This window comes from Streptomyces sp. NBC_00878, from assembly GCF_026341515.1.
Classification (GTDB): Bacteria; Actinomycetota; Actinomycetes; order Streptomycetales; family Streptomycetaceae; genus Streptomyces.
This window is the reverse complement of the sequence record NZ_JAPEOK010000001.1, coordinates 7341223-7362876: the sequence shown is the minus strand read 5'-3', so window position 1 is coordinate 7362876 and position 21654 is coordinate 7341223. Positions and strand designations below refer to the sequence as shown.

Annotated in this window: 17 protein-coding genes; 10 read left to right on the top strand and 7 right to left on the bottom strand. The window is 69.9% G+C overall.

Annotated features, from left to right (window positions below):
* Positions 1–81 precede the first annotated feature (81 nt).
* Together OHA11_RS31910 and OHA11_RS31905 are read left to right on the top strand one after the other, a co-directional pair.
* Complete coding sequence (locus OHA11_RS31910; RefSeq protein ID WP_266507609.1) at positions 82–1524, top strand: trehalase family glycosidase; 1443 nt, start codon at positions 82–84, stop codon at positions 1522–1524.
* Positions 1521–3455 (top strand): glycogen debranching N-terminal domain-containing protein, encoded by a 1935-nt coding sequence (locus OHA11_RS31905; protein WP_266502290.1) that lies wholly within the window; start codon positions 1521–1523, stop codon positions 3453–3455. Before OHA11_RS31910 ends, OHA11_RS31905 begins: the two co-directional genes overlap by 4 nt.
* A 112-nt stretch (positions 3456–3567) precedes the next feature.
* Here the strand turns inward: OHA11_RS31905 and dusB are convergent, their stop codons facing one another.
* Complete coding sequence (gene dusB, locus OHA11_RS31900; RefSeq protein ID WP_266502288.1) at positions 3568–4722, bottom strand: tRNA dihydrouridine synthase DusB; 1155 nt, start codon at positions 4720–4722, stop codon at positions 3568–3570.
* Positions 4723–4810: 88 nt separating this feature from the next.
* On the opposite strand from dusB, the gene OHA11_RS31895 reads away from it, so the two are divergent.
* From OHA11_RS31895 to OHA11_RS31885, 3 genes are read left to right on the top strand one after another with little or no spacing between them, the layout of a single operon-like run.
* Positions 4811–6265 carry an MFS transporter gene (locus OHA11_RS31895; protein WP_266502286.1) on the top strand — a complete coding sequence of 485 codons (1455 nt, stop codon included), beginning with the start codon at positions 4811–4813 and terminating at the stop codon, positions 6263–6265.
* A gap of 49 nt (positions 6266–6314) precedes the next feature.
* Positions 6315–6893: an IS607 family transposase gene (locus OHA11_RS31890; protein ID WP_266497055.1), complete on the top strand. Its 579-nt coding sequence runs from the start codon at positions 6315–6317 to the stop codon at positions 6891–6893.
* Positions 6886–8526, top strand: coding sequence for a transposase (locus tag OHA11_RS31885; protein WP_266502285.1), 1641 nt, complete (start codon positions 6886–6888; stop codon positions 8524–8526). The genes OHA11_RS31890 and OHA11_RS31885 overlap by 8 nt, the downstream gene beginning before the upstream one ends.
* 93 nt (positions 8527–8619) lie before the next feature.
* Here OHA11_RS31885 and OHA11_RS31880 read toward each other — a convergent pair whose 3' ends face one another.
* Entirely contained in the window at positions 8620–9825 is a 1206-nt protein-coding gene (locus OHA11_RS31880) for an IS110 family transposase (RefSeq protein ID WP_266502283.1), read from the bottom strand.
* 506 nt (positions 9826–10331) lie between these two features.
* On the opposite strand from OHA11_RS31880, the gene OHA11_RS31875 reads away from it, so the two are divergent.
* Positions 10332–11411 carry an IS110 family transposase gene (locus OHA11_RS31875; protein ID WP_266506901.1) on the top strand — a complete coding sequence of 360 codons (1080 nt, stop codon included), beginning with the start codon at positions 10332–10334 and terminating at the stop codon, positions 11409–11411.
* 50 nt (positions 11412–11461) lie between these two features.
* Here the strand turns inward: OHA11_RS31875 and OHA11_RS31870 are convergent, their stop codons facing one another.
* Positions 11462–12820, bottom strand: a complete 1359-nt coding sequence (locus tag OHA11_RS31870; protein ID WP_266507607.1) for a cell wall metabolism sensor histidine kinase WalK — start codon at positions 12818–12820, stop codon at positions 11462–11464.
* 214 nt (positions 12821–13034) lie between these two features.
* Positions 13035–13715 (bottom strand): response regulator transcription factor, encoded by a 681-nt coding sequence (locus OHA11_RS31865; protein ID WP_266502282.1) that lies wholly within the window; start codon positions 13713–13715, stop codon positions 13035–13037.
* A gap of 126 nt (positions 13716–13841) precedes the next feature.
* Between OHA11_RS31865 and OHA11_RS31860 the strand changes: the two genes are divergently transcribed.
* Positions 13842–15407 carry a hypothetical protein gene (locus tag OHA11_RS31860; RefSeq protein ID WP_266502280.1) on the top strand — a complete coding sequence of 522 codons (1566 nt, stop codon included), beginning with the start codon at positions 13842–13844 and terminating at the stop codon, positions 15405–15407.
* Positions 15408–15510: 103 nt separating this feature from the next.
* On the opposite strand, the gene OHA11_RS31855 is transcribed toward OHA11_RS31860, so the two are convergent.
* A complete protein-coding gene (locus tag OHA11_RS31855) occupies positions 15511–16623 on the bottom strand; it encodes a helix-turn-helix transcriptional regulator (protein ID WP_266502279.1) in 1113 nt (370 codons plus the stop codon).
* Positions 16624–16724: 101 nt separating this feature from the next.
* Between OHA11_RS31855 and OHA11_RS31850 the strand changes: the two genes are divergently transcribed.
* The 3 genes from OHA11_RS31850 to OHA11_RS31840 all read left to right on the top strand — a co-directional run bounded on the left by OHA11_RS31850 (position 16725) and on the right by OHA11_RS31840 (position 19793).
* The gene (locus OHA11_RS31850; protein ID WP_266502277.1) at positions 16725–18152 is read left to right on the top strand and encodes an MFS transporter; all 1428 of its coding nucleotides are present in this window, start codon (positions 16725–16727) and stop codon (positions 18150–18152) included.
* 243 nt (positions 18153–18395) lie between these two features.
* Positions 18396–18602 carry a hypothetical protein gene (locus tag OHA11_RS31845; protein WP_266502275.1) on the top strand — a complete coding sequence of 69 codons (207 nt, stop codon included), beginning with the start codon at positions 18396–18398 and terminating at the stop codon, positions 18600–18602.
* Between the two features lie 138 nt (positions 18603–18740).
* Positions 18741–19793 (top strand): chitinase, encoded by a 1053-nt coding sequence (locus tag OHA11_RS31840; protein WP_266502274.1) that lies wholly within the window; start codon positions 18741–18743, stop codon positions 19791–19793.
* 78 nt (positions 19794–19871) lie between these two features.
* On the opposite strand, the gene OHA11_RS31835 is transcribed toward OHA11_RS31840, so the two are convergent.
* Together OHA11_RS31835 and OHA11_RS31830 are read right to left on the bottom strand one after the other, a co-directional pair.
* A complete protein-coding gene (locus tag OHA11_RS31835) occupies positions 19872–20798 on the bottom strand; it encodes a DUF4394 domain-containing protein (protein WP_266502273.1) in 927 nt (308 codons plus the stop codon).
* A gap of 127 nt (positions 20799–20925) precedes the next feature.
* A complete protein-coding gene (locus OHA11_RS31830) occupies positions 20926–21558 on the bottom strand; it encodes a TetR/AcrR family transcriptional regulator (RefSeq protein ID WP_266502271.1) in 633 nt (210 codons plus the stop codon).
* Between the last annotated feature and the right edge of the window lie 96 nt (positions 21559–21654).

Below are 21654 nucleotides of genomic sequence, written 5' to 3'. Positions count from 1 at the left end.
ACCTCACCGCCGTTTTCCGGCCATGGTGAGATCGACCCTTCCGGGGTGGCCGTATACGATCCGGCCCGATGCGACGGATCGCTGCGTCTCCCGGCGGGATCGCTGCATCTCAGGGCTGCCGAGGTGCTGCAGGGCAACTGGACCGGTTCGTCGACGGTGCCCTCGCACGGTCTGTACCCCCACCAGTGGTCCTGGGACTCCGCGTTCATCGCGATCGGTCTGCGCCATCTGTCGCCGCTGCGGGCGCAGGTCGAGCTGGAGACGCTGCTCGACGCGCAGTGGGGCGACGGCCGGATCCCGCACATCGTGTTCAACCCCTCCGTCCCGCTCGACGCGTACTTCCCGAGCCCCGACTTCTGGCGCTCCTCGACCGCGGGCGACGCCGCGGGCGCCCCGCGCACCGTACAGACGTCGGGCATCGTGCAGCCCCCGGTGCACGCGCTCGCCGCCTGGCTGGTACACGTCTCCGACCCCGGTCTGTCCCGGGCGCGGTCCTTCCTGTCCCGGATCTACCCGCGCCTGGCGGCCTGGCACCGCTATCTGCTGCACCGCCGGGACCTGGGCGGCGGGGGCCTCGCCTCGGTGGTCCACCCGTGGGAGCAGGGCATGGACAACGCGCCGAGCTGGGACGCCCCGCTCTCCCGCGTGACGCCCGCCCCGGCCCGCTCCTTCCGCCGCGCTGACCTCGACCACGGCGCCGCGGAGGACCGGCCGACGGACCTGGACTACGGACGGTACGTGCGGCTGGCGACGGACTACCGGGACGGCGGGTACGCCGACGGCACCGACAGCACTGCGGGCTTCGCGGTGGAGGACCCTGCCTTCAACGCGCTTCTGATCGCCTCCGAGCACGCGCTGGCGCGGATCGCGCGGGAGCTGGGCGCGACGGGCACGGCCCGGCACGCGCGCGCGGAGCGCCTGACCGCGGCGCTCGTCGACCGGCTGTGGGACCCGGCCGAGGGCATGTTCTTCTGCCGGGACGTGCGCACGGACGAGCTGATCCCCGAGCGCGGCGTCTCCGGCCTCGTCCCGCTGCTGCTCCCCGCGCTCCCCCGCGACACGGCCGCCACGCTCGTACGGACCCTGCGCGGGCCGCACTTCGGGCTCGGCGACACGACCCGCCTCGTCCCGAGCTACGACCTGACCGGGCACGCCTTCGATCCGCACCGGTACTGGCGCGGTCCGGCCTGGTTCAACACCAACTGGCTGGTGGAGCGCGGGCTCAGGCTGCACGGAGAGCACGCACGCGCGCGGTCGCTGCGGAGCGCGCTGCTGGACACCGCGGACACGTCCGGGTTCGCGGAGTACGTGGATCCGTACACCGGCGAGGCGTGCGGAGCGCTCGGTTTCAGCTGGACCGCCGCACTGACGCTCGATCTGCTGCACGAGCCGTCCGACACGGCGCACGGCAGCGCATACGAGCTGTCCGACGCGACGCACGGAAGCGCACACGAGCTGTCCGACACGGCGCACGGCGCAAGGGAAGAGTTCGGCATGGGTGCCAAGGGAGAGGACCGGCGATGACGGACCGGCATCATCTGCTCGTGCACGGTGGGACGTTCGCGGCCGTGGGCGACGGCGGGGACATCAACGGAGTACGCGGCGCCAGTTCGCCCCACGGGCTGTTCGTGCGTGACGCCCGGCACCTGAGCCGCTGGCAGCTGACCGTCGACGGAGCGGTGCCCGAGGCACTGACACCGGTCGCGGACGGCGACACGGCCCGCTGTGTACTCGTACCGCGCGGTGGCCGGCAGGAGCCGCCCGCGTACACGATCTTCCGTGAACAGGCCGTGGCGGACGGCGCGTTCGTCGAGTCGCTGCGCGTCACCAGCAACCGCTCGGCGCCGACGACGGTCCGGATCGCGGTCACCGCGGACGCCGACTTCACGGACCAGTTCGAGCTGCGCTCCGACCACCGGACGTACACGAAGATCGGTGTGGTCCGCTCCCGTCAAGTCCTCGACGACGGTGTGGAGTTCGCCTACCAGCGCGGCGAGTGGCGGTCCTGTACGACCGTGACCTCCGAACCCGCGCCGGACGGCGTGGAGGAGACCGGCACGGGCGCGCGCCGCCTCGTCTGGACGCTCGAACTCCAGCCGCACGCATCGGCCGAGCTGGCCCTCCGGGTGGCGGCGCGCCCGCACGGTATGCCGCACCCGGAGGTGCCCCCCACTCCGGCCGCAGCCAACGCCCGACTCCTCGCGCTGGAAGGGGAGTTCGCGGAGGGCGTGCCCTTCCCGACGGGCTGGCCCGAGCTGGCCGCGGCCTGTGCGCGGGGCCTGTCCGACCTGGCCGTGCTCCAGGTGCCCGCAACGGGCCCCGACGGAGAGGAACTTCGCGTCCCGGCGGCCGGAGTCCCGTGGTTCCTGACCCTGTTGGGCCGCGACGCCCTCCTCACCTCCCTCTTCGCGCTCCCCTACCGTCCCCAGCTGGCCGCCGCCACCCTGCCCGCGCTCGCCGCGGCCCAGGCGACCGAGGTCGGCGTGGGCGCGGTGGCCCAGCCCGGCAAGATCGTGCACGAGATGCGGCACGGGGAACTGGCCCACTTCGGGCAGGTGCCGTACGGGCGTTACTACGGCTCGGTCGACGCGACCCCGCTCTTCCTGGTCCTCCTCGGCGCGTACGTGGAGCAGACCGGGGACGTGGCGCTGGCCCGCCGCCTGGAGCCCAACGCCCGGGCGGCGATCGGCTGGATGCTGGACCACGGCGGGCTGACCTCACGCGGATACCTCGTATACCGCGCGGACGAGGGCGGCCTCGCCAACCAGAACTGGAAGGACTCCCCCGGCGCCATCTGCTCCGGCGACGGCAGCCGGCCGACCGGCCCGGTGATGGCCGCGGGCGCGCAGGGGTACGCGTACGACGCGCTGCGCCGGACCGCGCATCTGGCCCGGACGGTATGGGACGACGAGGTGTACGCGGCGTTGCTGGAGCAGGCCGCGGGGGATCTGCGTGACCGTTTCCAGCGGGACTTCTGGATGGCGGACCACTCCTTCCCGGCGCTCGCCCTCGACGGCGACGGCAACCACGTCGACGCGCTCGCGTCCGACGCGGGGCACTTGTTGTGGTCCGGGTTACTGGACAAGGAGTACGGGGAGCTGGTGGGGCGGCGGTTGCTGGAGCCGGACTTCTTCTCCGGCTGGGGCGTACGGACGGTCGCCTCGGGCCAGCCCGCTTACCATCCGCTGTCCTACCACCGGGGTTCGGTGTGGCCCCACGACAACGCGCTGATCACGTTGGGCCTTGCGCGGTACGGGCTCCATGACGAGGCCCGTACGGTGGCCCACGCACTGGTGGATGCGGCGACGGCGGCCGGGCATCGGCTGCCGGAGGTTCTTGCGGGGTATGGCCGGGACACGCATGCGGAGCCGGTGCCGTATCCGCATGCGTGCGTGCGCGAATCGCGGTCCGCCGCGGCGCCACTTGCGTTGCTCACCGCCGTGGGGGGTGCGTGAGGCATGCTGCCGGCTGCGGGTGGGTGGGGGCTGGTCGCGCAGTTCCCCGCGCCCCTGAAAGATGGGGCTGCGCCCCTGATCTTTCGTCTCCCCACCCACCCGCAGGGAACACTCAACCCCCGGACGTGTCCAGCTCCGCGTCCTCGCTGATGCCCGCGCAGTCATTCGGGTCCTTGAGCCAACCGTCCGGCAGGACAACCCTGTTGTTGCCGGACGTGCGGCCACGGGGCCCGTCGGCGCCGGTCGGCCAGGGCTGGTCGAGGTCCAACTCGTCCAGCCCCTCGGAGAGTTCGGCCAGTGACGAAGTGATCGCAAGGCGCTTCCGCATCTCGGAACCGACCGCGAAACCCTTCAGGTACCAGGCCACGTGCTTGCGGAAGTCGATGACTCCGCGCGCCTCGTCACCGATCCACTCCCCGAGCAGGGTGGCATGGCGGACCATGACACCCGCGACCTCACGCAGCGTCGGACGCGCATACTCACCCCCGCGCCCCTCGAACGCGGCCACCAGGTCGGCGAACAGCCACGGCCGCCCGAGGCATCCCCGCCCGACCACGACACCGTCGCAGCCGGTCTCCCGGACCATCCTCAGCGCGTCGTCCGCCGACCAGATGTCGCCGTTGCCGAGGACGGGGATCTCCGGCACATGCTCCTTGAGGCGGGCGATGGCCTCCCAGTCGGCGGTGCCGCCGTAGTGCTGGGCGGCCGTGCGGCCGTGCAGCGCGATCGAGGTCACGCCCTCCTCGACGGCGATGCGGCCGGCGTCGAGGTACGTGATGTGGTCGTCGTCGATGCCCTTGCGCATCTTCATCGTGACGGGGAGGTCGCCCGCCCCGGACACCGCCTCGCGAAGGATCGCCCGCAGCAGGGGCCGCTTGTACGGCAGCGCCGAGCCGCCGCCCTTCCGCGTGACCTTCGGGACCGGGCAGCCAAAGTTCAGGTCGATATGGTCGGCCAGGCCCTCCTCCGCGATCATGCGGACGGCCTTGCCGACGGTCGCGGGGTCGACCCCGTACAGCTGGATCGAGCGCGGGGTCTCCGACGCGTCGAAGTGGATCAGCTGCATCGTCTTCTCGTTGCGCTCGACCAGCGCCCGCGTGGTGATCATCTCGCTGACGAACAGGCCCTTGCCCCCGCTGAACTCCCTGCACAGCGTGCGGAACGGCGCGTTCGTGATCCCCGCCATGGGTGCGAGGACGACGGGCGGCTGGACGGTGTGCGGGCCGATCCGCAGGGCGGAGTTCACCGTGGATGTGGGCGTGGACATTCCCCCATTGTCGCGCACGCCGACCGGTGCCGAGGAAGGTGCGGTCATTAGTTAGGCACACTACCGAAGTGGGCGTACTCTGGTGCGCATGCCCGAGCTCAGCCATCGCCGCCGCATGCTGGTGCTCGCGATCTGCTGCATGAGCCTGCTGATCGTGAGCCTCGACGTCACCATCCTCAATGTCGCCCTGCCCGCCATGCAGAAGGACCTCGACGCGAGCCTTGCGGGCATGCAGTGGACGATCGACGCGTACACCCTGGTCCTCGCCTCGCTGCTGATGCTCGCCGGTTCGACCGCCGACCGCATCGGCCGCCGGAAGGTCTTCATGGCCGGTCTGGTCGTCTTCACGATCGGCTCGGTCCTCTGCTCGATCGCGCCCAGCCTCGATTCGCTCATCGTCTTCCGCATGATCCAGGCGGTCGGCGGCTCGATGCTCAACCCGGTCGCCATGTCGATCATCACCAACACCTTCACGAACCCCCGCGAGCGGGCCCGCGCGATCGGTGTCTGGAGCGCGGTGGTCGGCATATCCATGGCCGCGGGCCCCCTGGTCGGCGGCCTCCTCGTGGACTCGGTCGGCTGGCGCTCGATCTTCTGGATCAACCTGCCGGTGGGCCTGACCGCGCTCCTGCTCACACTCCGGTACGTACCCGAGTCCCGCGCCCCGAAGGCCCGCCGCCCGGACCCGGTCGGCCAGTTCCTGGTGATCGCGCTGCTCGGCTCCCTCACGTACGCGATCATCGAGGCGCCCTCCTCCGCCGCCGGCCAGACCCTCGCCTTCGGCGGTATCGCGGCGGCCGCGCTCGCCGCCCTCCTCCTCTACGAGCCTCGCCGCGACGAACCCCTCATCGACCTGCGCTTCTTCCGCTCGGCTCCGTTCAGCGGGGCCACGGTGGTGGCGGTCAGCGCGTTCGCGGCACTCGGCGGCTTCCTCTTCCTCTCGACGCTCTACCTCCAGAACGTACGCGGCCTGGACGCCCTCCACGCGGGCATGTGGATGCTCCCCATGGCGATCATGGCCTTCGTCTGCGCGCCCGTGTCCGGCCGACTGGTCGGCAACCGCGGCCCCCGACTGTCGCTTCTCATCGCGGGGACGGCGATGACCGCGAGCGGTGTGCTCTTCGCCGCCTTCGAGGCCGAGACGGCGAACGTGACCCTCGTCATCGGGTACTTCCTGTTCGGCCTCGGCTTCGGCTTCGTGAACGCCCCCATCACCAACACCGCCGTCTCCGGCATGCCCCGCGCCCAGGCCGGGGTGGCCGCCGCCATCGCCTCCACCAGCCGCCAGATCGGCCAGACGCTGGGCGTCGCCGTGATCGGCGCGGTCCTGGCCTCCGGGGTCGGGTCCTCCTCCTACCGGGACACCTTCGTCGCCGCGGCCCGCCCCGCCTGGTGGATCATCACCGCCTGCGGTCTGGCGGTCCTGATCCTGGGCGCCCTGACGAGCGGCCGCTGGGCCCGCGGGACGGCCGAGCGCACGGCGCGGCGACTGGAATCGGCGGAGATCAAGGAGGCGGCGGGGGTAGGAACTGTTCTCGAATAAGTGTCAATGAGTGTCTTTTAGATGTTATGAGTGTCGTATGCTCTCGTGTATGAACCTGACGGAATGGGCGCGTGCGCAGGGGATCGCCCCGCGTACTGCGTACCGCTGGTTCCGTGAGGGCACGTTGCCGGTCCCCGCGGAGCGGGTGGGGCCGCGCACGATCCTGGTGAACATCGACGCGAACACCTCATCCTCGGTGACCGGAGGTGTGGGTCTGTATGCCCGCGTCTCCTCGCACGACCAGAAGGCCGACTTGGAACGGCAGACCGCGCGCTTGTCGGAGTGGGCCGCGAAGGCCGGGCATCGCGTAGTGCGCGTGGAGTCGGAGATCGCCTCTGGCATGAACGGTGCCCGTACGAAGGCACGTCGCTTGCTGGCTGATCCGGCAGTGACCACTGTGGTGGTGGAGCACAAAGACCGCCTCGGCCGTATGAACGTCGAACTCGTCGAATCCGCTCTGTCTGCCACCGGCCGCCGACTCGTCGTCCTCGATGACGGCGAGGTCGAAGACGACCTGGTGCGCGACATGGTGGAAGTACTGACCTCGTTCTGCGCCCGCCTGTACGGCCGCCGCTCGGCGAAGAACCGCGCCAGGAAGGCCCTTGAGGCGGCTGCGGCCGATGACTGACAGGAAGCAGCTCCGCACCATCGACGCCCCGTTCGTCGCCCTGGGGCCGTCCGGTGTGGCGATACGCGACCGGCTCAAGCACCTCATGCCCGAAGACGAGACGATTCTTCGCCTGGTGGGCGAGCACCAAGGCCGCCTGGCCTCGGCTGATCTCAAGGCACGCTGCAAGTCCGGACACGACCACGACAACGACGCGTGGGCGGCCCGCAAGCGAGAGCTGACCGAGCAGTCCTCCTCCCGCATCGCCGGGACGATCACCAAGTCCACCCACGACCAGTACGGCTTGGCCCGCAGGTGCCTGCTCGCGCACATCCACAGCCTTGATGCCGGTATCCGCACGCTGCGGCACCGCTTGTCGCTGCCGATCGGCGAACGCGGCTCGAAACAGGCTCCGGGCGGCTACCGCAGCAAGGGCGAGTGGTTCAACAAGTCCCGCCGACTGGCCACCCTGGAACACCGGCTCGAAACAGCCCGCGCTGACTGGTCTGCCGGCCGTGTCCGTGTGGTGCGCGGCGGCCGACGCCTGCTGAAGAACCGGCACAACCTGCAAGCAGCCCATCTGACCCAAGCCCGATGGCGGCAGCGCTGGGAGGCCGAACGCTGGTTCCTCGCCGCCGATGGAGAGCCGGGGAAGCGGTTCGGTAACGAGACGATCCGCGTCACGCCGGACGGCGAGGTCAGCATCAAGCTGCCCGCCCCGCTCGCGCACCACGCGAACGCCCGGCATGGCCGCTACGTGCTCTGTTCCAAGGTCGCGTTCACACACCGTGGGCAGGAGTGGCGGGATCGCATCGACGGCAACCGGGCTGTCGCCTACCGCATCCACCTCGACATTGAGCGGGGCCGCTGGTACCTCACCGCGTCGTGGACCAGGCCGGCGGTCAAGACCGTGCCGCTGGATGCGGCCCGCGCAGGCGGCATGGTTGGCGTGGACACCAATGCCGACCACTTCGCCGCCTACCGGCTCGACCCGCACGGCAACCCGGTCGGCGACCCGCGCCGCTTCTCCTACGACCTGACCGGGTCGGCCGACCACCGCGACGCCCAGATCCGGCACGCCCTCACCCGGCTCCTGCACTGGACCAAGCAGACCGGCGCAACCGCGATCGGTATCGAGAACCTGGACTTCGCCGCCGAGAAGACCCGCGAGAAGCACGGCCGCAGGAAGCAGTTCCGGCAGCTGATCTCGGGCATGCCCACCGGCAAGCTCAAGGCCCGCATCGTGTCCATGGCCGCCGAACACGGCCTCGCCATCGTCGCCGTGGACCCGGCATACACCTCCATGTGGGGCGACCAGCACTGGCGCAAGCCCCTCACCAGCAAGACTCGCAACATGACTCGCCATGACGCCGCTTCGGTGGCGATTGGCAGACGCGCCCTCGGGCACCCGATCCGGCGACGGACGGCACCGCCCCAGCATCACCAGAGTGATGGTGCTGGGCATCGGACCATCCAGGCCGGCCGTGGTACCCGAGGGCGCGAGGAACCTCGCCACCCCGTCACGGAACGTGCACGCGATGCACGTCCCCGGACGAAGGGAACAAGAACGCGGGCGACCAGCGCATCCAACACCGTTTGGGATGCGCGCAGTTCCGGGACGTGGGTCCAAGACTCACTCCTGGACACTGTTTAGGAACGGTCGTCTGAACAACGCGCAGTGTGCGTGTGTGTGGGGGGGTGCCCCTATCTCTTTCGTCAAGGGGCGGGTCGGTTGATTGGTGATGTTTCAGGCGGTTTGGGGGACGGCTTGAGGTTCGAAGAACGTCCCGTCGCGGAGCATCGCGAAGAGCACGTCGACGCGGCGGCGTGCGAGACACATCAGGGCCTGCTTGTGCCGCTTGCCCTCGGCCTTCTTCCGCTCGTAGTAGGCCCGGGAGGCCGGGTCGGACAGCGAGGCGAACGCGGCGAGGAAGAAGGCCCGTTTCAGGTGCTTGTTGCCTCTGCGGGACGGGCTCTCGCCGCGGATCGAGGACCCCGACCGCCTGGTCACCGGAGCGAGCCCGGCATAGGCGGCGAGGTGGCCTGCGGTCGGGAAGGCGGTGCCGTCACCGACGTCGATGAGGATCCTGGCTCCGGTCCTGACGCCTATCCCCGGCATCGACGTCAGGAGCTCGGAAAGAGGGTGCGACTTGAGCAACTCCTCGATGTCCGAGGCCAGTTCCTTGCGCTGGTCGAGCAGGCTGGCCAGGTTCTTCGCGAGCTTGGGCACGATCACCGCGGCCGCGTCGGTCCCCGTGACGACGACGGTCTGCTCGTCGAGTGCGGTGAAGATGTCCTCGACCAGCCGCTCGGCCATCCTGGGCGCCTTCGGCCGCAGCAGCGTGATCAGGCGCCGTCGTCCGGCCTTGCGGATCGCCTTGGGCGAGCCGAACTGTTCCAGCAGCGTGAGCACGGCCGGGTGCTGGATGCGTGGCCCCAGGACCCGTTCGAGGTGCGGGTGGATCTGGGTGAGCAGGCCGCGGAGCCGGTTCGCGACCCTGGTGACCTCGCCCGCGAGGTCGTCGTCGAACCCGACGATCATGTGGAGTTCGGCGATGGTCTCGTCCGTCAGCTCGATCGAGCGGAGCGTGTGGGGCATGGTGCGGGCGGCGTCCGCGATGATCGCCGCGTCGCGGGCGTCGGTCTTGCCCTCACCGGGATAGAGGTCCGCGATCCGCCGCATCGTCAGGCCCGGCAGATACGCCACCTCGCAGCCCGCGTCGCGGGCTACGGCCAGTGGCAGAGCACCGATCGAGGCGGGCTGGTCCACGACGACCAGGACCCGGCCGTACTTGGCCGTGAGCTTGTCGAGCATGGCCCGCATCTTCGGCTCGCTGTTCGGCAGCGGCTTGTCGACAACGCTCCTGCCGTCCGGCATGAGGCCGGTGGCGTGGTGCTCGCCCTTGCCGACGTCGAGGCCGAGGAAGACGGCCACGTCACGGATGTCGATCACTTCACTCCTCCTGGGAGGGTCTTGTCTTCCCGGCCAAGGCACGGCGCCGACATCCGGCAACCACGTTACGAAGAGCGTTGCCGGCGGACCGGCGCTCCTGCCCCTATCAGCGATCTACCGGCGCCTCCCGACCCGGTGACACCACCCCCCGGGTCATGGTCGACAGGGGGCAAAAGTCATGCCGGGCCAGAAGGCCGGGAGCCCCAAGATCGGGGCCATCTAGAAGGTAACTGTGAGAGTAGAGCTGCGGCCCGGGTTGGGCTGCTGTCAGGATCGACGCCGACGTTCCGGCATGACTCACAAGGTAACTGACGGCTCGTCAGAGCTTGTCGTGCCCCCGAGATGTCTGCTGGACGTCGGCGTCGGCCTGGCCCACCCCGTTGGCTTGATCAGCAGCTTGTCCGCCATTTCGACGTGACTCATCACAGTTCTGCCACGCGGTGACTCCACCCAGGCCGACGCCGACCACGGCCGTCCCGCCCACGAAGGAGAACAACCACGTGACCATGCTCGCAGAACAGGTCGACGGCGTCATCGGCGTCGACACCCACCGTGACACCCTCGCCGCTGCGGCCGTCAGCCCCATTGGCGCCGTCCTGGCCAGCACTGATGCCCCCACCAACGCCCGTGGCTACCGGCGGCTGCTGGACTTCGCCCGCCAGCACATCCCCGGCCGTCGTTGCTGGGCCCTGGAAGGCATTGGCAGCTACGGCGCCGGTCTGGCCATCTTCCTCAATCAAGCCGGTGAACAGGTCGTGGAAGTCTGCCGGCCCAAGCGCCCCGCTGTCCGTGGCGGGCGCAAGACCGACATGATCGATGCGATCCGCGCGGCCAAGGAAGCCCTGGCCACCGAACATCTGATCCAGCCCCGGCTCCGCGGCTGGCGCGAGGCCCTGCGCGTCCTGCTCGCCACCCGCCACAGTGCCGTCCTCGCCTCCACCGCCGCGATCAATCAGCTCAAGTCGCTGATCGTGTCCGCGCCGGACGAGCTCCGCGCCGAGCTGCGGAAACTCAAGCGGCCGGTCCAGATTGCCCGCTGTGCTCAGCTGCGAGACCGCCCGGCACAGGACGTCGAGCATCGCATGACCGCGCGGGCCCTGCGATCCACCGCACAACGCATCCAAGCCCTGCAGGCCGAGGCCAAAGAGCTCGAGAACGAAATGCTCATCCTGGTCCGCGGGGTTGCGCCGGAGCTCCTGGACCTGCTCGGCGTCGGGCCGATCACAGCGACCCAGATCCTGGTCAGCTGGTCCCATCCCGGCCGGTTCAGGTCCGAGGCCGCCTTCGCGTCCTTCGCCGGAGTATCGCCGATACCCGCCTCCTCCGGGCTGACCAACCGGCACCGGCTCAACCGCAGCGGCGACCGGCAGCTCAACCGGGCTCTGCACACCATCTCGCTGATCCGTATGCGGCTCGACCCGACCACGAAGGCGTACGTCGCCCGCAGAGTCGCCGAGGGGAAGACCTCTCGCGACGCGCAACGCTGCCTCAAGCGAGCAATCTGCCGTCAGCTCTTCAAGATCCTCGAGCATTCCGGCCGAGAGAACGCCGTCACGAACTCCGAGAATCTCGACCAAGCGGCTTGACGCGATATAGCAGCCTCGGGGCTGGCGGACGTGCTCGGTTGGGGCTCCTCCTATGGCTGGGTGTGCGGCTTGTCCGTATCCGCGGCGGCAGCGGCAGCCTGAGGCAGGCGCAGCAGAAAGCACGCGCCGGGGGTGTCCTCCGTGAGGGCGAGGGTGCCGTGGTGCAGGCGGGCGATGTCGCGGGCGATGGCGAGGCCCAGGCCGGTGCCGCCGGCATCGCGTGAGCGGGCGTCGTCGAGGCGGGTGAAGCGTTCGAAGATCCGCTCGGCGTCCGCGGCGGGCACGCCCGGTCCGTCGTCGCGCACCGTGGTGACGACCCAGCCGTCCTGATTGCCGACAGTGATCCGGATATCGCGTGCGGCATGGCGGACGGCGTTGTCGACGAGGTTGCGCAGCAGCCGCTCCAGTTCGTTCCGGTTGCCGTGCACGAGGGCGGGGCCGGTGCTGTCACAGGCGAGGGACAACTTCCGCTCGGCGAGCGGGTATTGCTCGGTCAGCCGGGAGGCGAGAGCCGCCAGGTCGACGGTCGCGGGCCTGGCCACCGGGGCGCGGGCGTCAAGACGCGCGAGCAGCAGGAGATCCTCGGCGAGCGCCTGCAGGCGGCGGGTCTGTCGTGCGGCGGTGGTGGCCGCGGCGGGCCAGTCGGTGCGCTCGGGATAGGCGAGCGCGACTTCCAGGCTGGCCAGCAACGTGGTGAGGGGACTGCGCAGTTCGTGGGCGGCGTCCGCGACGAAGCGCCGCTGCTGGGCGGCGGCGTCGTCGAGGCGCTGAAGGGTGGCGTTGATGGTGGTGGCCAGGGCGGCGATCTCGTCTCCCGTGTCGGGTACGTCGACACGTTCGCGCGGGTCGGCCGCGGTGACCGAGGCGGTGCGGGCGCGGATGGCCTCGACCGGCCGCAGGGCGAGCCGGGTGGCGGTGTAGGCGACGGCGGCGATCAGGACGAGACCGGCGAGCCCGGCGCGCAGCAGCAGGCCGTCGGTGGTCGTGACGACCGCCTCGGCGGCCTGCGGGGCCAGGACGACATAGACCCGTAGCCTGGCGTCATCGGCGATGCCCAGGGCGGCGGCCTTGGCGTGGCCGAATTCGCGGGCCTTGATGTCCACGGTCAGTGCCCGGAAGGTCCGGCCGGCCAGGTCGTCACTCCCGTAACTGCCGTCGTGCCGCGTGGGCATACGGACGGTGCGGAAGGCATACGGCTCGAACGGCCCGGCTGCCGGCGGAGCAGGCAGCACGTGTCGCGTCTCGGAACCGAAGCCACCGATGTCGGAGCTGCGGGCTACCGAAGAGCGTCGGCCGTCGGCGACGATCTCGTAGGGCAGGGCACTTCTGCTGCCAGGAGCGACCCCCTGATCCAGCTGGCCGTAGAGAGCCCAGAGCTGTTCCTGGGCCTGTACTTCGGTGGTGTCCATGCTCTGGCGGTAGACGTCCCGGTGGACCCACCAGCCGATGCCGACCAGGACCACGGCGGCGGCCGAGGCGGCGGCCAGCGCCGAGCGGGCCCGTACGGAACGCGGCCACCAGCGGCGCCGCGGCCCGTGCCCAGACCAGCGGCGCTGCCCCGGCCTGCGCCGCCGCCACCAACGGCGCCCCGCCCTGAGCGGCAGCCGCCAACGGAGCCCCGGCTCAGTCGCGTTCACGGTCGTCCACCAGCCGGTAGCCGGTACCCCGCACCGTCTGCAGGGACCGCCGGTCGAACGCGGCGTCCACCTTCTTGCGGAGAGCGCTGACGCGTGCCTCCACCAGGTTGGGATCCCATGCCTCGTCGGGCCACGCGTGATGCAGCAGGTCCGCTTTCGAGACCGCCTGTCCCGCCCGGCGGACCAGCAGTTCCAGCACCGCGAACTCCCGGGGCGTGAGGTCCACCCGGGTACCGGCACGGCGACAGATGCGGGTGGCGACATCCACCGACAGGTCGCCCACGGCAAGGACGGGCGGTGTGGTCGCGGAACCCCGTCGCACCAGAGCCCGCAGGCGCGCGACGAGCACCACGTACGAGAAGGGTTTGGCCAGGTAGTCGTCGGCGCCGGTGTCCAGGGCCTCGGCCTGGTCCCACTCGCCGTCCTTCGCGGTGAGCACCAGGATGGGAGTCGCGTTGCCCTCGCGGCGCAACTGGGCGCACACCTTGTAGCCGTTGAGTCCGGGCAGCATCAAGTCCAGGACGACAAGCGCGTATTCCCCGGTACGGGCCATCCACAGGCCCTGTCGGCCGTCGTGAGCGAGATCGACGCTGTAGCCCTCGGCGGTCAGCCCGGTGTGCAGGGTCTGAGCGAGGTCCACCTCGTCTTCGATCACCAGGATGCGCATGACGTGCAGCGTCGCACAGTCCCCGCACGGCTTCCTGACGCCGTGATCAGGTTGGGTCAGCATCCGGTCAGCAGGGGCCAGGCACGCTGACGGCGCTTTCGTCGCCTTGGAAAGGCCCAGCCGCCGATGCCCAGTACGGTCCGTCAACAAGCACCGAAGCCGGAAAAGACCGCCTCGTTCGCCGACTTCTTCGGCGGCTTCTCAGGCGTCTTCTCCGGCGGCCTCTCCCCATTCCGCATCAAGGCATGTGTCGCGATCGCGCCCATGATATTGACGCTCGCTCTTGGACTCTGGGGAATCCGCAGGCAGAACAGCATGTGGGGCGACGAGTCCGTCACCTATCAGCTCGCGCACCGCGATCTGTCCCGGATATGGCGTACCACCCAGGAAGTCGATCTGGTCCACGCCTTCTACTACGCCGTGATGCACGAGCTCTACGGCCTTTTCGGCGGCGGTCTGCTGACCTTGCGACTGCCGTCGGTGCTGGCGATGTCCGCGGCGGCGGCAGGCGTCGGCCTTTTGGGGCTACGCCTCGCGGGCCCTCGTGCCGGACTCCTGGCCGGACTGGTATTTCCCCTGATTCCCCAGGTCCAGCGGTACACGCAAGAAGGCCGTTCCTACGCCATGGTGTGTGCCCTCGTCACCTGGGCGACCTATGCGCTCGTCGTACTCGTCACGCGCGTCCCGCAGCACAGACGGTGGCAATGCCAATGGCAATGGCAATGGCAATGGACGGCCTATGGCTCCACCCTGCTGATCGCCGGGCTGCTCCATGAGTTCGCCGTCCTCGCCCTCGCCGCGCACGGCGTCACGTTGCTCGTCTCCGGCGTTCCACGCCCGGTGCTGAGAGCGTGGAGCGTGACCGCCGCGTGCGTCGTGGCCGGGCTGTCGCCGCTGATCATCCGCAGTTCGGGGCAGTCGGGACAGGTGTCCTGGATCACCTGGCCCGATCCGGTGCAGTTTCTGGGGTTCCTGGCGATGGCCGTCGTGGGCATCGGCTGTGCCCGATATCCCCTGAAGGTCAGGGGACCAATACCATTGCCCGCCCTGGCCCTGCCGATTCTCGTACTTCCCGGGCTCCTGCTGCTCCTCTTCTCACCGGTCAAGCCCCTTTTCGTCGACCGGTACGTGCTCTACGGCACCATCGGCTTCGCCTTGCTGCTGGGCGCCGGGATCGATCATTTCTCCCGACGGCAGCCGTCCTCCCGGACTTCGTGGATCGCGGCCCTCGCGGTACTGACCGCACTCCTCCCACCGAGCCTTTACCTGAGGACTCCCGAGAGTCGGCACGATGACGTCATCGCCATCGGCAACGCCGTACGGAATGCGGGTCGTCCCGGCGACGGACTGCTCTTTCTCTCCGGCCGCCACCGAGTCTGGACGGAAGCCACCCCCGAAGACACGCGTTTCCTGACGGATCTGGCCCTGGCGCAGGACCCCGCTTCCTCGAACACGCTCGCCGGAATCGAGCTTCCCGCCCACGACATATCTGCACGCATTCCGACATTCGGCCGGATCGTCGCGGTCCGCGATCCCGAGGGCGCGCACTCGGAAACGAACCCGCGGGACGAGGCGAAAACGACGACCTTGAAGCGCTATTTCCGAGAGTGCGGAACAACGCGTGTCACCGGGGCGCGTATCACCGTCTACGTCCGCGACGACGCTGCCTGCTCCAGGCCCGTGAGCCCGTGAGCCCGTGAGCCCGTGAGCCCGTGAGCCCGTGAGTCCGTGAGCCCGTGAGTCCGTGAGCCGATCAGCGACCGACCTCCTCGAACCCACTCACCCACTCACCCACTCACCCACGCTCCACAGCGATCGCAAGGAGCTTCTCCAGCCGCTCGCGCGACTCGTCGTCGGCGGGCACGTACGTGACCATGCGCGGCCCCTCGGCCGGGCCGAGCCACAGGTCCGTGTGGACCAGGCTCACCCGCCCCACGTACCGGTTGTCGAAGATCTTGGTCTTGTTGCGCGAGCCGACCACCTCGTGCCGCTCCCAGACCTCGCGGAACTCCTCCGACTCCGCGCGCAGCCGCTTGAGCAGCATCTTCCAGGCGGGGTCGGCGAGATGCCCGGCCATCGACCCGCGGAACTTGGCGGCCATCAGCCGCATCGTCTCGCCGAGCAGCACGATCGACGAACGCCACTGCTCGTTCGTCGTGATGAGGACCATGCAGTTGCGGTCCTCGGCCGGCACCTCGTCGAGGTCGCAGAGCAGACGGCCGTACGTGCGGTTGAACGCGAGGATGTCGTACCGGCTGTTCTGGATGCAGGCCGGGAGCGGCTCCAGTTGCTCCAGCATCTGCAACAGCGCCGGAGTGATCGTCGCGCAGCGCGAGGCCGGGGTGGGGTCGACGGCACCGGCGAGCTGGAAGAGGTGGGCGCGCTCGTTCGAGTCGAGCATCAGCGTGCGGGCGAGGGCGTCGAGGACCTGGACGGAGACCTGGATGTCCCGGGCCTGTTCGAGCCACGTGTACCAGGTGACGCCCACCGAGGAGAGGTGCGCGACCTCTTCCCGGCGCAGTCCAGGCGTGCGCCGGCGCCGGCCGCGGGGCAGGCCCACCTGCTCGGGGGTGAGGTGCTCGCGACGGTGCCGAAGGAAGGCGGCGAGTTCGTGCCGCCGGATGTCGGACTCCCGCGAGGTCAGGCTCTCCGGCTCCGGCGAGGTCTGGCTCTCCGCCCCCGGCGTCCGCTCGCCGGTGGCCCCGTGCACACCGGTGGCCCCATGTACGCCGGTGGCCCCATGTACGCCGGTGGCCCCATGTACGCCGGTGGCCCCGTCCTCCCGTACGGCCGTCTCCGGTACCCCCGCCTCCGACACCACCGTCTCCCGAACCGCTGTCGCCGTCTCCCGAACCGCTGTCGCCGTCTCCCGTACTGCTGTCGCGGTCTCCTCGGCCATGGTCGTCATGCCTCCAGCCTGCCGCCGCCCCGACCCTGTTGCCAGGTAGTCCTTCTACCAGGATAAGGAGACTCTGGTACCAGCCTGAGAGGGGGAGCACTCTCGACTGCGTGACCGAAACCCTGGCTTCCCGTACTGCCCGTTCGCCCGTCGTCCCACCCGTGCTCGGCGGGCTCGGACTGTTCACCGTGCTGCTCGGCGCGGCCCTGCCCCTCATCGACTTCTTCATCGTGAACGTGGCCCTGCCGACCATGGGCCAGGACCTGCACGCGAGCGAGTCCGTCCTCGAACTCGTCATCGCCGGGTACGGAGTCTCGTACGCCGTCCTCCTCGTCCTCGGTGGCCGACTCGGCGACCTCTTCGGCCGGCGGCGGCTCTTCCTCGGCGGTATGGCGGCCTTCGGCCTGGCCTCGCTGGCGTGCGGGCTCGCGCCGAGCGCCTGGACGCTGGTGGCGGCGCGCGTCGCGCAGGGCGCGGCGTCGGCGGCGATGCTGCCGCAGGTGCTCGCCACGATCCAGTCGGCGACCGCCGGTCCGCGCCGCGCCAAGGCGATGAGCCTGTACGGCGCCACGGCGGGGCTCTCCATGGTGGCCGGGCAGATCCTCGGCGGCGTACTCGTCGCCGCCGACGTCGCGGGTACCGGCTGGCGCTCGGTGTTCCTCGTGAACGTGCCCGTGGTGATCGTCGGCCTGATCCTGGCCGCGCGTGCCGTCCCCGAGACGCGCTCGCAGCACCCGGAGCCGGTCGACGGCCCCGGCACGGTGCTGCTCGCCGTGGCGCTGCTCGCGCTGCTGGCCCCGCTGACGGAGGGCAGGGCGGCGGGCTGGCCGCTGTGGACCTGGCTGTCGCTCGCCCTGTTCCCGCTCGCGGTGGCCGCGTTCTACTTCGTCGAACGCCGGGAGGACCGTCACGGCCGTACGCCGCTGGTCCCGCCGAGTCTGTTCGCGCTGAAGTCGTTGCGCCGCGGCCTGGTGATGATGGTGCCGTTCTCGATCGGCTTCAGCGGGTTCATGTTCGTGATCGCGGTGGCGTTGCAGGAGGGTGCCGGGCTCGGTCCGGTCCGGGCGGGGCTGGCCCTCGCACCGATGGCGCTGGTCTTCTTCGCCGTCTCGCTGTGCGGCCCGCGGCTGATCGCGCGTTTCGGCACCCGGGTCGTCACCGCCGGCGGGCTGATCCAGGGCGTGGGTGTGGCTCTGATGGCGCTGGCCGCGTGGCGGTCCTGGCCGGACCTGAGTATCTGGGAACTGGCGCCGGGCGCGGCGGTCGCGGGTGCGGGCCAGGCCCTCCAACTCCCCGTCCTCTTCCGGATCGTCCTCTCCGAGGTCCCGCCCGCCCGGGCCGGTGTCGGCAGCGGCGTCATGGTCACCACCCAGCAGTCGGCCCTCGCCCTGGGCGTGGCCACCCTGGGTTCCCTCTTCCTGTCCCTCGTCCCGGGCCACGGAATGCAGTACGCGCTGGTGACGACGCTCCTGGTCCAGCTGACGATCGTGGCACTGACGACGGGCCTGAGCCTGCGACTGCCGCGAACCGTGGTCTAGGGCAAGGTCTAGGGCCTGTCCGGCCGGTGCTAGGCGAGTTCGTCGATCCGATTGGCGCACCCGGTCTTCGGACCACTCCCGCAGCGGCCCCCGAATGTCCCCTATACGCCTTGGCGCACCAGTTGCGCAGCCCGCAGTACGCGGAATTCGCACACAACTCACCACACTTGACTCCCTGTTGATGTTGTTCTTGCTGCACACTCCTTACCGCGCGCAAGCGGAGCGCGACCGCCAGGAGGTGGCATGCCCCAGATCAACACGAGCAAGGTAAGCCGCTGGGATCAGCACGGCCGCGAACACGTCGTACACGTCCAGCGAACCGGCGTACAGCGCACGATCAGTTGCGAGACGTGCGGGTGGCGCCAGGCGGCGCAGTTCCTGCCTTGGCTGAAGGCGGAGGAACACCTGACGGAGGCGCATCAGGCGACGGTGGATCCGACGGAGGGGTAGCACTCCCGGGCATCGCATTTGGTCCAGACCTCTTGACTAAAGGTCTGGACCAAGCGCACTGTCATGTCTACGACACCCCACGTCTATGACACCCATGCCTATGACACCTCCCGTGTCCCCCACCTCAGGAGGCCCCGCATGATCCGCCGGAAGTTGCGCCTGGTGGCCGCCGCGCTCGCCACGGCATGCCTCACCCAACTGTCGATCGCCGCCGCCCCCGAGGCATCCGCGGCCGAGGTCTGCGCCGTGAAGTCCCGCCCGTCCGGCAAGGTTCTCCAGGGCTACTGGGAGAACTGGGACGGCTCGTCCAACGGCGTTCACCCGCCCTTCGGCTGGACCCCGATCACCGACTCCCGCATCGCGGCGCACGGCTACAACGTGATCAACGCGGCGTTCCCGGTGATCCGTTCCGACGGCACCGCGCTGTGGGAGGACGGGATGGACACGGGCGTGAAGGTCGCGACGCCGGCCGAGATGTGCGCGGCCAAGGCGGCCGGGCAGACGATCCTGCTGTCCATCGGCGGGGCGACGGCCGGGATCGACCTCAGTTCCTCCACGGTCGCCGACAGGTTCGTGGCGACGATCGTGCCGATCCTCAAGCAGTACAACTTCGACGGTATCGACATCGACATCGAGACCGGCCTGGTCGGCAGCGGCAACATCAACACGCTCTCCGCCTCGCAGGCCAACCTGATCCGCATCATCGACGGCGTGCTGGCCCAGATGCCGTCGAACTTCGGGCTCACCATGGCCCCCGAGACCGCCTACGTCACCGGCGGCAGCGTCGCGTACGGCTCGATCTGGGGCTCGTACCTGCCGATCGTGAAGAAGTACGCGGACAACGGGCGCCTGTGGTGGCTGAACATGCAGTACTACAACGGCAGCATGTACGGCTGCTCCGCCGACTCGTACTCCGCGGGCACCGTCCAGGGCTTCACCGCCCAGACCGACTGCCTGAACAGGGGACTTGTCGTCCAGGGCACCACCATCAGGGTGCCGTACGACAAGCAGGTCCCCGGTCTCCCGGCCCAGTCGGGCGCCGGTGGCGGCTACATGGCCCCGAGCCTCGTCTCCCAGGCATGGCGGAACTACGGCACCTCCCTCAAGGGCCTGATGACCTGGTCCATCAACTGGGACGGCTCGAAGAACTGGACGTTCGGCGACAACGTCAAGGCGCTGCAAGGCCGTTGAGAACAACTGCGTGAAGGGTGAGGGGCACCCGCCAAGCCGAGGGCGGGTGCCCCTCACCCTTCACGCGACCGACCCGGCTCAGCCCTGCCGCAGCCCAATCGCCAGGTCCACCACCTGCCGCCCGTGCGGGAACGAGCCCAGCGAACTCAGCTTCCCCGTCAGCAGGTTGACCCGGAACGACTCGCCGCCCGTCACCGCGTACCCGGTGTTCGTCCCGTTCCGCGCCGAACTGTAGATGTCGAAGCCGGAGTTCAGAGGCGCGTCCACGCCCAGTTTGCCCGTCGGCGCGAGGTTGCCGGCGTTGGCGGGCGACTGGACCGACACCTGGTCCAGCGTGGTGTCGAGGTCGAAGAGGGTGGTGGCCGTCGTCGCGTCGAGGTCGTTGTTCGTGTACGCGGCCCCGGTCACGCCGAGCGCGGTGGCACCCGGGTTCGGCGGCACCGGCGGGTTGGTGAGGGTGCCGTCGACGGCGGTGGTGCCCGGAGCCGGTGCGCCCGCCTGGTCGTCGAGGTTGTGGCGGAGGTTCTGGCCGGTGTCGCTGATGACGCGGAGCCGGTTGGCGGCCGGGTTGAAGTCGACACCGAAGGCCTTGCCCTGGAGGGCCACGCTGAGCTGCGAGACCTTGGTGGCGCGGGCGCCCGCCGCACGGATCGTGTAGATACCGCCCCGGTCCCCGACGGCGTACAGCTTGTTGTTCTGGACGCGGTAGTCGATGCCGACCAGCGTCCTGTCGCCCTTGAGTCCGCCGACCTTCCCGAGCGGCACCACGGCTCCCGGCCGGTCGACGCGGAACGCCACCAGCCGCTGGTCCGCGGTGAGCCCGACGGCCCGCAGCCCGCTCGGCGCGAGCGCCCCCGGCAGCCCGCCCCCGCCGCCCTTGGCCTCGACCCCGGCCCCGGAGGCCCCGTTCTCCGACAACCCGCCCAGCGCCCCGGCGCCGACGGCCCCGACGGTCGCGATCGCCACCGCCATCGCCAGTACGCCCATGACTGCCTGCTTGCGCATCCGTACCCCCGTAGAAGGTGCCGGCCCACCCCCTGCGGGCCGCCTGCCCCTCCTTCGGAACGCCCGGCCCCCCGGATTGCAAAAACCCCGGTTCCATTACATCCGTTACGTACGTGACGGAACCGAGTTATTCGGACGGGACTGCGCCCCGCCGGCCTCCCTGTCTCGCCAACGCCAGGTCCAGCAGTGCCTCCGCCGCATGCCGGGCGTCCGTGAATGCCTCCGCGTCGTCGCAGGAGGCCGCGAGCGCGTTGGCGCCCTCGAAGAGCACGGCCAGTTGCCGGCCCAGGGCCTCCGGGTCGGCTGCTCCGGCCTCCGCGGCGGTGGCCACGAGGCGGTCGCGGAAGGCCCGCTTGTGCCGCTGCGCGAGCTGGGCGATCTCGGGCAGTGCCCCGGCACCTTCGACGACCGCGTTGTGGAACGGGCAGCCACGGATGACCGCCCCCGGGCCCCCGTCGATCGGCGCGAAGACCGCCAGCAGCCGCTGAACCGGGGGCAGATCGGTGCGCTCCAGCTCGGTTTCGGCGAAGAGCGGCGTCTCCCCTTCGAACCGGCGCAGATACTCCTCCACCAGCGCGTTCTTGGTCGGGAAGTGCACATAGAAGGTCCGCGGCGAGACGTGTGCGGCCTCGATGAGCGCCGCCACGCCGGTGGCGTGGATACCGCGCGTATAGAAGAGCTCTCCCGCCGCCCGCAGGATGCGCTCCCGCGCGCCGCGTCCGCCGCGGGCGGCTCCGGTGGTCGTTGCCCCAGTCTCCATGGCCGCAAGTATAGCGACCGCTTTACATCCGCCGGGGGAGGGAGTAGCTTCGGCGTCATCGAAGTAAAGCGATCGCTATACATCATCGCATGCATC